This is a genomic window from Chromatium okenii (genome assembly GCF_002958735.1).
GTDB lineage: Bacteria > Pseudomonadota > Gammaproteobacteria > Chromatiales > Chromatiaceae > Chromatium > Chromatium okenii_A.
Map to the genome: position 1 here is coordinate 246,841 of NZ_PPGH01000035.1, position 11,908 is coordinate 258,748.

At 49.3% G+C, this 11,908-nt stretch carries 15 protein-coding genes; 3 read left to right on the forward strand and 12 right to left on the reverse strand.

Features of this window, described 5'->3' with window-relative positions; translation table 11 throughout:
- Position 1: 1 nt before the first annotated feature.
- The 12 genes from CXB77_RS09430 to CXB77_RS09485 all read right to left on the reverse strand — a co-directional run bounded on the left by CXB77_RS09430 (position 2) and on the right by CXB77_RS09485 (position 8,695).
- Complete coding sequence (locus CXB77_RS09430; protein ID WP_172452613.1) at positions 2-2,260, reverse strand: hypothetical protein; 2,259 nt, start codon at positions 2,258-2,260, stop codon at positions 2-4.
- Positions 2,172-2,498 carry a hypothetical protein gene (locus CXB77_RS09435; RefSeq protein ID WP_105073686.1) on the reverse strand — a complete coding sequence of 109 codons (327 nt, stop codon included), beginning with the start codon at positions 2,496-2,498 and terminating at the stop codon, positions 2,172-2,174. Before CXB77_RS09435 ends, CXB77_RS09430 begins: the two co-directional genes overlap by 89 nt.
- The gene (locus CXB77_RS09440) at positions 2,495-2,890 is read right to left on the reverse strand and encodes a hypothetical protein (protein WP_172452614.1); all 396 of its coding nucleotides are present in this window, start codon (positions 2,888-2,890) and stop codon (positions 2,495-2,497) included. Before CXB77_RS09440 ends, CXB77_RS09435 begins: the two co-directional genes overlap by 4 nt.
- The gene (locus tag CXB77_RS09445) at positions 2,829-3,077 is read right to left on the reverse strand and encodes a hypothetical protein (RefSeq protein WP_146108780.1); all 249 of its coding nucleotides are present in this window, start codon (positions 3,075-3,077) and stop codon (positions 2,829-2,831) included. The genes CXB77_RS09440 and CXB77_RS09445 overlap by 62 nt, the downstream gene beginning before the upstream one ends.
- 15 nt (positions 3,078-3,092) lie before the next feature.
- On the reverse strand, positions 3,093-3,986 hold the full coding sequence (cysM, locus tag CXB77_RS09450; RefSeq protein ID WP_105073689.1) for a cysteine synthase CysM: 894 nt from the start codon (positions 3,984-3,986) through the stop codon (positions 3,093-3,095).
- Positions 3,987-4,013: 27 nt separating this feature from the next.
- Positions 4,014-4,550, reverse strand: a complete 537-nt coding sequence (locus CXB77_RS09455; RefSeq protein ID WP_172452615.1) for an Hpt domain-containing protein — start codon at positions 4,548-4,550, stop codon at positions 4,014-4,016.
- Between the two features lie 23 nt (positions 4,551-4,573).
- Positions 4,574-5,122 (reverse strand): response regulator, encoded by a 549-nt coding sequence (locus CXB77_RS09460; RefSeq protein WP_172452616.1) that lies wholly within the window; start codon positions 5,120-5,122, stop codon positions 4,574-4,576.
- The gene (locus CXB77_RS09465; RefSeq protein ID WP_105073692.1) at positions 5,044-5,748 is read right to left on the reverse strand and encodes an ATP-binding protein; all 705 of its coding nucleotides are present in this window, start codon (positions 5,746-5,748) and stop codon (positions 5,044-5,046) included. Before CXB77_RS09465 ends, CXB77_RS09460 begins: the two co-directional genes overlap by 79 nt.
- Positions 5,697-6,425, reverse strand: a complete 729-nt coding sequence (locus CXB77_RS09470) for a sensor histidine kinase (protein WP_146108781.1) — start codon at positions 6,423-6,425, stop codon at positions 5,697-5,699. The genes CXB77_RS09465 and CXB77_RS09470 overlap by 52 nt, the downstream gene beginning before the upstream one ends.
- A gap of 5 nt (positions 6,426-6,430) precedes the next feature.
- The gene (locus CXB77_RS09475) at positions 6,431-8,104 is read right to left on the reverse strand and encodes a PAS domain S-box protein (RefSeq protein WP_105073694.1); all 1,674 of its coding nucleotides are present in this window, start codon (positions 8,102-8,104) and stop codon (positions 6,431-6,433) included.
- A complete protein-coding gene (locus CXB77_RS09480; protein WP_146108782.1) occupies positions 8,095-8,379 on the reverse strand; it encodes a hypothetical protein in 285 nt (94 codons plus the stop codon). The genes CXB77_RS09475 and CXB77_RS09480 overlap by 10 nt, the downstream gene beginning before the upstream one ends.
- 73 nt (positions 8,380-8,452) lie before the next feature.
- Entirely contained in the window at positions 8,453-8,695 is a 243-nt protein-coding gene (locus CXB77_RS09485) for a hypothetical protein (RefSeq protein ID WP_242445602.1), read from the reverse strand.
- Between the two features lie 159 nt (positions 8,696-8,854).
- Between CXB77_RS09485 and CXB77_RS09490 the strand changes: the two genes are divergently transcribed.
- The 3 genes from CXB77_RS09490 to CXB77_RS09500 all read left to right on the forward strand — a co-directional run bounded on the left by CXB77_RS09490 (position 8,855) and on the right by CXB77_RS09500 (position 11,895).
- A complete protein-coding gene (locus tag CXB77_RS09490) occupies positions 8,855-10,084 on the forward strand; it encodes a nitrate- and nitrite sensing domain-containing protein (protein ID WP_105073697.1) in 1,230 nt (409 codons plus the stop codon).
- A 307-nt stretch (positions 10,085-10,391) separates the two neighbouring features.
- The gene (locus tag CXB77_RS19465; protein ID WP_242445603.1) at positions 10,392-11,420 is read left to right on the forward strand and encodes a methyl-accepting chemotaxis protein; all 1,029 of its coding nucleotides are present in this window, start codon (positions 10,392-10,394) and stop codon (positions 11,418-11,420) included.
- Positions 11,421-11,460: 40 nt separating this feature from the next.
- Positions 11,461-11,895: a flagellar basal body-associated FliL family protein gene (locus tag CXB77_RS09500; RefSeq protein ID WP_105074018.1), complete on the forward strand. Its 435-nt coding sequence runs from the start codon at positions 11,461-11,463 to the stop codon at positions 11,893-11,895.
- Positions 11,896-11,908: the final 13 nt, after the last annotated feature.

Genomic DNA, 11,908 nt, shown 5'->3' on the forward strand with positions numbered 1-11,908 from the left:
ATTAAAACGCGGATGGCGATTTAAGAAAACGTTCAATTGGCAATGCGGGATACTCTGGAAATCCAGCTGCTTTGCGTTCTTTATAAATAAAATTACCATCTTCATAACCGGTATTTTGTTTAGAAATAATCAGATTGCCGAACAAATCAACCGATGTTTTGTCATTACCAAGATGCAGCAAACGATTTGATTCAGTTCGTTCCAGAAAAATGATATTGCCGCGTAAAATGACGCGATGATTTGATTGCCGATTTTTTTCTAAGGCGAAACCAACTGCATCAAGATTGCTGGAGTTTGGGCCCTTGGCTAGCAGGCTATCTTCAACAACTAATGTGCCACCATTTGATATATCAATTAAACGGCTATCCACACCAGTGAGCGACGCAATAATGCTGCGTTTAATTGTAGTAATTTGCGCCCGGCTTTTAATTTCGTGACCCTCACTTTTTGAAGCAAGAAACAAACTATCTTCAATATGTAATTCACCGCCACCGATATAAATTGCGTGAGCAAGACCATTCAAACCAAGTTGTTGAAAACGACTGTCACGAATACGCACAATTCCCGGATCAGCACCAGTGAGAATACCTTGATCGGAATCGTGGAAATACACATGTTCAACTGACAGATTCGTGCCTTCCAACCGAATACACGCACCATTGCCATCGGAAACAGAAATCAAACGACATTCAAGATTTTTTATCTGAACATTGTTGCCTTGAATCAACATATTTCCTTTATCTTTTGCTGTGCCCTTCTCTAATATGACATGACCGTGTCCGCGAATAGTGACGTTGTCTATTTCAATGACTAAAGGTGTGTCGTAAACCCCAGCGCCAATATCAAGCGTGTCCCCAGATTTAAGCGCAGAAGCTGCTTCCTGCATGGAATAAAAAGTACGCATTCCAATTCGCAGCGATTGCGCATCTGGAGCAAAATGAGATGTCGGTAATGGTTGCCATTCTGGGAATAATTGCCCAATTGGAATGGCGGGTGATGGTGCAGGCGTCAGCGCCTCATTCAGCCACGGCCAATCAATGTCTGCCCGCTTCAGCGCCAGTCGCACCAACTCTGGTGGCGACAATTTTTGCGTCAGAAATGTATGCGCGACTACGACTATACCCAATGCGGGCACTGTCAAAATTGCCGTCTTTACCAGTTTCGCCCAAGGTAAGAATGCTGCCGTTGAGGACGCAAGCTCTAGCGTCGCGGGGCTGATGGCTGCAAATAGCAATAAAAAGAACAACAGCGCAATTCGCGGGTCGTCGATCAGCGTGTCGAAAGCGCCGAGAATCAAAAAGCCGCTTAACGCGATTAACAGCACCAGCGCCCAGCGATCGCCGTGCTCTATCCTGTTAAATAGCCGATTGAAGGCAATCAACAGCACCAGCACGAATGCTGCTAAACCAATCAACCCGGTTTCAAACCAAACGTGCAGAAAAATGTTCTTGGCGTGCCACAGCAAATGGTCGCCGGGATTAAACAGCCAGTGGTCAAAATTGGTTTCAAAATCGCCGTTGGCAAGCAGGTTCGTGCCATCCGGCGCAGTTAAACGGACATCGTCAATATCAACTGCGCCAGTCAGTCCGCGATTAAGCAGCATTAAATCCACTGGGCGCGAGAATCCCAAAAGACTTCTACCAAAATTGATTAAATCAACCGATTTGCTGTATTCCGCCCATTCACCAGCTTTTGCGGCATCAAGTGTGATGCCGAGCCATTGGCATTCGGATTTAGACCGCAAAATGTTCATTTCGCACAATTCAATCAACAGCTTATCGGGCGGCGTGGTCTGTCCGCGCATTCGCAGCGATAAGGTTGCCTCGTGGTGCCCCGGCAGTAGGCGCTGGCGCAGAAATAGTGAGCCATTTGAATCACTCGCCGAAAAACGCACAAAACGGTTGCCCGGTTCGCGCAACACATTGAATTGTGCAAGATATTGATGGCGCTTGTTGATTTCTTCGTCCTGAAACACTCGCGGAAAACTGCCGACGCCTCTGCCGAATAGAATGTCCGTGACGGAATCATCCAACGCATCAAAGACCCGACTCGAATGCACAAAACCGCCGCCGAGAATCGGCACTGCAATCGCTGTAATCATTAACGTGCCGAGCAACGTCCATTTCAGCGTTTGCGTGGGACGCGCTGCTTTCCCTCGCCGCACCACATAATCACCGGCGATGGCCAGCGCAGTCATTCCCGCAAATGCCAAATAATTCGCTCGGCTGAAGGTCACGAGAAAGGCGTACAGCGCCAGCATGAACAAACAATCCGCCGATTTGTAGCAGGCGTCCGCGAGCAACCATGAATAGCGCCGCAATAAACGGCAGCGTCAGTGCCAGAAATCCGTCAATGGATGCGCCGCCGAGGTGCATCGCGCTAAATAATCCGGTCGCCCGATACGACTGACTGAAATCGAACGGGCCGGTGAACATCAGCCGTTCCCAAATAATGCTCAAACCCGCCAGCAGCAGCCCCAGCACCAAGCCAATGCTCAATAACAGCGCGACCGGACGTTGTTGCTGGCGCGATTGTTCGACATGGCAAACAGCAGCAGTGCAGCAAATAATCCTTTTGCAACGCGCAAGCTATTGAACGGACTGAAATAATGTGCGTATTCGGCGGTGAGTTCCGCTGCGCCAGCGTGAAATTCTAGGATGATGCCCAGCATGTTGGCGGCGATGAACACGCCCAGCGCCGGATAAAATCCGCGCACGTTCAACGGTGATCGCTGGCTTAACACGCCGCGCAGCAAACCAAGCGCCAGCGTCAATGCCACGAACAGATCGTATTCGCCAAAATACAAGCGTCCCGTCCACGGCGTGAGATCAAGCACCGGCAGCAGTGCCGGTAAAATCACCAGCCATGCTGCGGGATAACGCCATAACACGATGAAATATAACGCAAGTCCGCCAGCAATCCACAGGAGCGACCGGCTGATCGCGCAGCACCCACGCGATGACGATGAGCAGCATCGTGCCGAGTAAGCGTTGCGCCAACAAACCCAGTCGAGTTTGCCAACGCAGTGCGGCGGTTTTGGGAACGGTCGTCAGTGGCGGCATCGGTTTTATGTTCATCGCGCTAAGTTCAGGTTAAGCCGCAGGAAATACGCCGGTTGACAAATAACGGTCGCCCCGGTCGCAGATGATGACGACGATCACTGCGTCATGTACTTCGGCAGATAAACGCAATGCTGCGGCAATCGCTCCGCCGGAAGATACGCCAGCAAAAATGCCCTCCTGTGCTGCCAGCGCCCGCGTCGTTTGTTCGGCATCGGTTTGACTGACATCGAAAATGCGATCAACGCCAGCCGGATCGTAAATGCGCGGTAAATACGCCGCTGGCCAACGGCGAATGCCGGGAATGCTGGAACCGTCTTCAGGCTGTACGCCGATAATTTGCACCGCTGGATTTTGTTCACGCAGATAGCGCCCGGTGCCCATGATGGTTCCCGTCGTGCCCATCGCACTGACGAAATGCGTGATCTGCCCGGCGGTATCGCGCCAGATTTCTGGGCCAGTCGTCAGATAATGCGCTGCCGGATTATCGGGATTTGAAAACTGATCAAGACGAATGCCCTCGCCTCGCGCCTCCATCGCACTGGCTAAATCAATCGCAGCTTCCATTCCGCCCGCTTGCGGCGTCAGCACAATTTCTGCGCCAAAACTCGCCATTGCCCCGCGCCGCTCGGCGCTCATGTGCTCCGGCATAATCAAGCGCATTCGATAACCTTTGATCGCTGCTGCCAGCGCCAGCGCAATGCCGGTATTCCCGCTAGTTGCTTCAATCAGCGTATCGCCGGGGCGAATCGTTCCGCGTTCCTCGGCACAGCGAATCATGTTGAGCGCCGGACGATCCTTCACCGAACCGGCGGGATTATTGCCTTCCAATTTCGCCAGCAGCAGGTTATCGGTCGCGCCGGGCAGTCGCTGCAACCGCACCAGCGGCGTATTGCCAACGCAGTGTTCAAGTGTTTGATAACGCATTCAATCATCTCGCGGTGAGTGGTTTGGTCACGTCAGGCTGCGCAGCGTCGCCAGCGCCTGAAGGTAGTCGTAATTTTGAATCTGTTTGTCCAAGCGGCGAGCGTCGTCACCAAAGGCAGCAAACAGCAATGCCCGTTGTGCTTCAAATAAAATGTTGGCTTCGGTGTCGTCACGTTCGAGCAGCTGCGCGAGTTGTTCGACTACCTGTTGCAGCGCAGCGGGATCGACGGATGGCGCAGGCACAATGGGCGCTTCTGCCAATAACGGGCGCAATTGGGTGGCGATGTGCGCGAGCGCCTCGGCAAGCGCAGTCAGCGATGACTTGCACAGTTTAAGTGGGAACTGCGCGGTCGCGGTTTTGGCGCAGCGTTCGAGAGTGGCGGCGAGTTCGGCGACGCGAGTAATGCCCAAGGTTGCAGCAACGCCTTTGAGCGCGTGGGCGCTGTGAATGACGGCGTTGATTTCGCCAGCATTGATTTGTTCGGCGATGCGCTGCGCGTCATCCGCGTGATTGTCGAGAAATTGCGCCAGCAATTGCCGTAACCGTGCCTCGTCACCGCACAAACTGCGTAAACCCAGCGCGAGATTTAATCCTTCAATGTGGGCAAGCGTGGCAAAACGCAGTTCGGGTGTGAATGACGGAGTTTTAGCGTGGTGTGCTGTCTCGGTATTGATCCGGGGTGAGCCAGCGCACCAAACTTTGATACAGCAGTCCGGCACCAGCGGTTTAGCACATGATCGTTCATGCCCACTTCCAAACAGCGTTGACGATCTTCTTCAAAAGCGTTGGCCGTCATCGCCAAAATTGGGATTTCGCGGCAGGCGGGCAATGCTCGAATGGCGCGGGTTGCGGTCAAGCCGTCCATCACTGGCATTTGAATATCCATGAAAATCAAATCGTAACGCGCAGATTGCACCATTTCCAACGCGATTTGACCGTTGTCGGCGAGACTGACCTGCATTCCCACCGCTTCGAGCAATTGACGGGTCACTTCCTGATTGATCACGTTGTCTTCCACCAGCAGCAGCCGCGCTCCTTTGCGCTGCGCCAATTCGCTCACCAACGACGCGGGCAACGCAGTGGCATTGCCCGCCGTGTGACGCTGTAGTGCTGCGACCAGTGCGTCATGCAGCACTGATGGCGTGATTGGTTTACTGAGAATTTGGGTGATGCCAGCGCGTGCTGCTTCATCTGCGGGAAATGATCGCCGTAAGCCGTGACCATTAAAAATTCTGGTGATTCGTGCAGCATCAGCGATTTAAGACGCAGGACGGTGTCAATGCCGTCTACTTCCGGCATTTTCCAGTCCACCATCAACAGCCGATAGGGATCGCCAGCTTGATCGGCGTGAGTCACTGCGACCAAACCTTCTTCGCCACTCGCCGCAGCATCGACGCGCATTCCCAGCTCCAGCAGCAGACTGACGAGAATGTCCCGCGCATCCTCATGATCGTCGATCACCAGCACCCGCATTCCGCGAAAAGAGGCTAATTGCAACTGCTGCGGACGTGGCGCAGCGATGGCAAACGGAATTTCCACCCAGAACACACTGCCTTGTTCGGGCTGACTGGTTGCGCCGATCTGTCCGCCCATCAATTCGGTCAAGCGTTTGCTGATGGCTAAACCTAGTCCGGTGCCACCAAAGCGCCGCGTGGTGGATTCATCTGCCTGTTCAAACGCACGAAACAGCCGCTGTAGCTGCGCTTCGGTCATGCCGATGCCGGAATCCTGTACTTCAAGGCGGAGGAGAAATCCCCCCAACCCCCCTTTTTCAAAGTGGGGCTTTTCGCTTTCTCCTGCCTTGGCATCAGGAAAAACTTCGCTTTCTCCCCCCTTTGTAAAAGGGGGGGCGGGGGGATTTGAGATTTCACTCGCGCCCGAATCGACACGCCGCCCATATTGGTGAACTTGACGGCATTACTCACTAAATTGAGCAAAATCTGCCCTAAACGGTTGCCATCGCCGTGTAGCAGCGGCGGCACTTGATCCAAATCAACCAACATATTCAGGTTTTTGCTGGTGACGCTTTCGGCGAGCAGTTGGCACACATGGTCAATCACCCGCGTTAATTCAAAATCCTGCATTTCCAGCGTCATTTTGCTGGCTTCAATTTTTGATAAGTCAAGAATATCGTTGATAATTTGTAATAAATGACGCGCCGAAGCAGCGAGTTTGTCTAATTGATCTTGCTGGCGCGGGGTCAGCGGATCGCGCCGCAGCAGATGCGCGTAGCCAACGACGGCATTCATCGGCGTGCGAATTTCGTGGCTCATGTTGGATAAAAACGCACTTTTCGCTTGATTCGCTGCTTCTGCCGCAGCTTTGGCGGTTTCTAATTCCGCAGTGCGCGAAGCGACCAATTCTTCCAAATGCAACCGGTAATCTTCCAACTCGCGGGCAGTGGCGACGCGCTCAGTAATATCCTGAACAATTCCCATGCCAATCAAGCGTTACCATTGGCATCGAATTCTAATTCAGCGCGTTCTTCAACCCAGCGCGTGGTGTTGCCGACCACAATTCGATGAGTGACGCGATACGGTTCGCCAGCAAGCGCCCGATTCCAACTCTCCGCCACCAGAGCGCGATCCGCAGGATGCAGACAATTGAAAAACACTTTTAAATTTATCGGTGTATCTGGTGGCAAACCAAAAATCCGATAGGTTTCATCCGACCACAGCAGTTGATCCTGCGCGATGTCCAGTCGCCAATGACCGGTTTGTGATACCGCCTGCGCTCGATTCAAAAATAGCTCGCTCTGGCGCAATGCCCGCACCACTTTTAATCGCTCCCGATGCAGCAACACCATTCCGAGTTGATCGGCGACCTGACAACCAAACACGATTTCATCTTCACTCCAGCGATAGGCTTGCCCAACGTGCTCAAAACAAATCATGCCACGCGGTTGATTGCTCGATAAAATGCAGCAATCCAGCATTGAAGTAATGCCTAATGGTTTGAGATAACTTTCGACATAACCGGCAGTGCGCGGATCAGTTAATGCGTCGCTGGCATCCACATAACGCTGGCGTATTAAACAATCGAATTCATGGCGATACATTGCTGTTTCTAATTTTATTTCAGCAGCATGAATGCCTGTGTTTAAGTCGTATAAATCAACGCAGTGAAGCGTGCTTAAATCGCTATTAAATCGCCATACAGAAACCCGCGTTATTTTAAGAATTTGCGCCAAGCGTTCAGTGATTTCCTGCGCAAATAGTTCCAATTCACCATTGATTCCCGAATCTAAACTGCTAATTTCACGAATTAATTGCGTATGTAATTGCAGCCGCGCAGTGCGGGCGAGATGTTCGGACTCACGAGCTTTTTGTTCGCTGATGTCGCGCCATACCGCAGAAATCAGGGTACGACCGCTGTGATTAACGAGACGGAAAGTAATTTCAACATCTTGAATTTGACCATCTTTAGCGCGATGCCGCGTTTCAAAACCAGAAATTTTTCCGTCAAAAATGGCCTGCGTATTGCTTTCAATGTCAATGACTGAATGATCCGCTTGAATATCCGCAACCGACAGTTGAGAAAATTCCTTACGGCTATAGCCAAGCCTTTGATGTGCGGCAGTATTGAATTGCACAAAACGACTGTTCGATGGATCAATCAGCAAAATCGCATCAGTGGTTTGACCAAACAGCGTTTCCTGCTCGCGGAGAATGTGAACCGCCCGCCGCCGACTGAGAATGCCGGATAAACGACTGATCACCATCTCCATCAGTGCAATTTTTTCAGGCAAAAACAACGGCTCATCGCGTTGACGCGGTGGTGCGCTGCGATACCCCAATTGCAAACACAATGGATCAAGTCGATTTGTAAAATCATCAACGCTGCGCATCCACGGCGTAATTGTGAAATCTGGCGTCATCACGTTATAAACACCCCAATCAATTCGCGCAATCATTAATTCAGGCTCTTGTTGACTGATAATAAGTTGTTCTAAAACGTTGTGCATCAGCGGTTCTAAGGGCATTTCTAAATCTTCGGAAAGCCGAAAGACTTCGTATAAGCAACGCTGTTCTTTAACGCGCTCGGCGAGTAAATAGCGCTCGCGGTTTAATTGCTCTTCAGCACGGCGGAGATCAGTAATATCACGAATTATTGCCACGCATCCCTCGCCTCCTGCAAGGCGATAAAGTCGCGCATCAAAATCACCGCGTCCCGTTGGGAGCGGCAAACTGTATTCAAACAGCACCAGTTCATCAGTGCGCAATGCAACGCGAACTTATTAGCAAATAATGCTGCAACTTCTGGTGGCAACACTTCATTAAAACGTTTACCAAGAAATACCTCCGGTGGCACATATAACGAGCTGTAACGACGAGCCCGAAAATCTAATAATGTGCCATCGTGATCAATTAAAAAAAACAAATCTGGAATCATTAAAATAGATTCCATAATGTATGGCTGTAATGCGCGCGACGAGCGGTAATTTCAGTCGATACGCTATTCATTTCTATTCAACCACACCATTACGCTGCAAAACGCGATGAATCTTCCACCCACTTTTTGCTAACTGTGATAAATCCGCCAAACTTGGCTGTTCGCCCTGCATTAACCGCTGTTCCCAAGTATCAAGTTCCGTTGCTAAAAACTCCAACAATTTCATCGAACAACCTTGACAATTGCCATTACAATGCTGCGCAGCTGGCTGATCGAATGGTAATGCAGACCGTATTTGTGCAATTAAAATGTGCATTGCAGTTGCCGTGTCGGGTTTGCGTGGCGAGTGTGGTAATGCGTTAGAGAGCGGTATCATTGCGATCCTTTTTCAGCAGTGGCATTCTCACCAACATCCTGAGTACAGAATGATAAAGTCCAGACATGAGGTACGTTTTGTGTATAAGAGTTGTAAATTATGTTAAATAAATTAAGCATTAAGGCAAAATTACTCCTGCTTGCGGGCGTGCCCATTACGGCATTGGTCTGTATGACGCTGTTGCTGACCATGAACATGGTGCAGGACCTGCGAGATGTGCAGCGCAGTCAGATGTTAGGCGAATTGGTGGTTAAAATCGGTGAAGTTGCCCACGAATTACAAAAAGAACGCGGAATGTCTGCCGGTTTTTTATCGAGCAAGGGTAGCAAGTTCGCCGATCGCCTGCCTATCCAACGCGAAGCCAGCGACGTTGCGATTGATCAGTTACAACAAAATATCGTACACGTTAAAACCACTTATTTAGGGGAGCATTACCGCAGCCGTCTTGAAGAATTACAAAACTTATTTATTGCGTTACAAAATTGGCGTCCACTCATTACTGAATTAAAAATGCAACCTCCGGCTTCATTTCGCTTATACAGCGACTTGATTGGCAATTTATTAGAAATTGCTGCTCGCACTGGAAATCAATTACAAGATGCAGCAATTGCACGTCTTACCCATGCAAAAACTGGATTGTTATTTCTAAAAGAACGTAATGGTCAAGAACGTGCTGTATTGTCGGGCGCATTTGGTGCTGGGCGTATTAGTTCTGATGATTACGACGTTTTTCTGGGTTTACTCATCGATCAATCTAATTACATCCGCATTACTGATACGTTTGCTACACCTGAACAAAGAACACTGCTCACTACCCAATTGAACCAGCCGATTGTAAAAGAAATCGAAAAAATTGAGCAAATGGTTAAAACTGCTGGTGCTGGCGCAGCATTAAATTATCCGGCGGTAACGTGGTTTGATCAAATTACCGCAAAAATTGATCTATTGCATACAGTCGAACAACGCTTTTCTCAAGACATTATTGATACCAATAATGCTCAATCAGAGTCGGCGCAAACGACGCTCACGATTTCGCTTACAGTCATTGGAATGATATTGTTTTTAACGCTGTGGTTGGGAATACGCATCGTAGGCGGCATTGTGGCACAAATCGGCGGTGAACCTGCATTTGCGGCACAAATTGCCCATGCAATTGCTGAGGGTAAACTTGATAATATCATTCCGGTGCGTACCGGCGACCAACAGAGTTTATTGCGTCAATGCACAATATGCAAAACCAATTGCGTGAGCGTATTAACGCAGATCGGCAAATTGCGACTGAAAGTTTGCGCATTCAAAATGCACTGGATAAAGCATCAACAAATGTGATGGTTGCCGATAACGACGGACAAATTATCTATATGAATGTTGCGATGACGCAAATGATGCACAATTGCGAAGCGCGTTACAAAATGTATTACCAGAATTCAAGCAAGTGAGTTACTCGGTAAGAATTTTGATTCTTTTACGTAACCCTCGCGGCAAAAGAACTTTTTAGCACAACTCACTAAAGAATATACCTCTGAACTTAGTATTGCTGGTTATACTTCGGCTTTATTTTTAATCCGGTTATCAATGCGCAAGGCGAACGCTTGGTTCAATCGTCGAATGGAGTGATATTACGAATCAAGTCCAAGTGCAGCGCGAATTGGCTGCATTATTGGATGCTGTCGTGCAAGGCGATTTTGGGCAGCGGTTAGCCTTGGCAGATAAAGAAGGATTTTTCAAGCAAATGAGTGAGGGAATGAATCGCTTGGTGGATATCGTTTCCGCCGGATTATCTGATGTAGCGCGTGTACTCAATAGTATTGCACATGGCGATTTAACCCAGCGCATTACCGCAGACTATGCTGGCACTTTTGGGCAATTAAAAAATGATACCAATGCGACAGTCACTCAATTGCGTGAAGTGGTCGGACGTATTCAAAAAACGACGCTGGCGATCAATAACGCAGTAGAAGATATTACCGCTGGCAATGTCAATTTATCTGCTCGCAGTAAAGTACAAGCTGGTGCACTTGAAGAAACTGCAACCACGATGGCGCAATTAAATACTACGGTGCAGCAAAATGCGCGTGATGCTAGTCAAGCGAATGAATTAGCCAATGCGGCGCATACGCTTATTCAGCATAGCGGCGAAATAGTGCAGGCATTGGTAACGACAATGGGCGCAATTCAAATATCCAGTCATAAAATTGCTGACATCATTGGCGTTATTGATATGATTGCGTTTCAAACCAATATCTTGGCGCTCAATGCAGCAGTAGAAGCAGCACGTGCTGGTGAGCAGGGTCGCGGGTTCGCAGTGGTCGCAGCCGAAGTGCGAACGCTTGCGCAACGCAGTGCGCAATCTGCAAAGGAAATCAAGATGTTAATTGCAGATTCGATGCACACAGTGGAGAGCGGTGCCAAGCTCGCGCAAACTGCTGGGAGCGCAACGGCGGAAGTGATCAATAGTTTCCAACAGGTTGCTACGCTCATTACTAAAATTGCGGGCGCAAATCGTGAACAATCGAATGGAATTGCACAGGTCACGCAGGCAGTAACGCAAATTGATGAAATGACGCAGCAGAATGCGGCATTGGTGGAAGCAGCAACAACAGCAATTGATAGTCTCGAAGAGCAAGCGCATCAACTCGCGCAGGCCGTTTCAGCATTTAGCTGAAATTTCTTTTTTCTTTTTAGTTTGAAGGATGATTGAAACAATGAATATCCGCAGCATAAAATCTATTGCGCTTATCGGTGCACTCTGTATTGTACCGCTGTTATCAATCTCACCGAGTTGGGCTCATGGCGGCGGTGGTAAAGAAGATGCAGCGGCTTATCCAGGTTATATGGAATTAAAACCGCCATTAGTGGTTAATCTTGCGAGCAGTGGGCGCACCCGTTATCTCAAAATGGATTTACAGTTTTATCTCAGCACCAGTCATGACGCGGAATTAGTAACGCAACACATGCCGCTGCTGCGCGATCGGATGATTACAATGCTTGGTGGTCGTCAACCAGAACAATTGAGTTCAATGGAAGATCGAGAAAAATTGCGTGCGGAGTTATTGGAAAGTCTTCGTGAAACGATGACACATCAAACGGGTGTTCCGGCAATTACTGCGATTTATTTCACTGGTTTTATTATTCAATAAGACTTTTCAATGT

What these genes read in the sequence shown, in the direction of transcription:
- cysM (WP_105073689.1), bottom strand. Translation starts at nt 3,986, where the DNA reads ATGCGTTATCAAACACTTGAACACTGCGTTGGCAATACGCCGCTGGTG.
- CXB77_RS09480 (WP_146108782.1), bottom strand. Translation starts at nt 8,379, where the DNA reads ATGATTCCAGATTTGTTTTTTTTAATTGATCACGATGGCACATTATTA.
- CXB77_RS09490 (WP_105073697.1), top strand. Translation starts at nt 8,855, where the DNA reads ATGTTAAATAAATTAAGCATTAAGGCAAAATTACTCCTGCTTGCGGGC.
- CXB77_RS09500 (WP_105074018.1), top strand. Translation starts at nt 11,461, where the DNA reads ATGAATATCCGCAGCATAAAATCTATTGCGCTTATCGGTGCACTCTGT.
- CXB77_RS09445 (WP_146108780.1), bottom strand. Translation starts at nt 3,077, where the DNA reads ATGAACATAAAACCGATGCCGCCACTGACGACCGTTCCCAAAACCGCC.
- CXB77_RS09485 (WP_242445602.1), bottom strand. Translation starts at nt 8,695, where the DNA reads ATGCACATTTTAATTGCACAAATACGGTCTGCATTACCATTCGATCAG.
- CXB77_RS09430 (WP_172452613.1), bottom strand. Translation starts at nt 2,260, where the DNA reads ATGCTGGCGCTGTACGCCTTTCTCGTGACCTTCAGCCGAGCGAATTAT.
- CXB77_RS09470 (WP_146108781.1), bottom strand. Translation starts at nt 6,425, where the DNA reads ATGGGAATTGTTCAGGATATTACTGAGCGCGTCGCCACTGCCCGCGAG.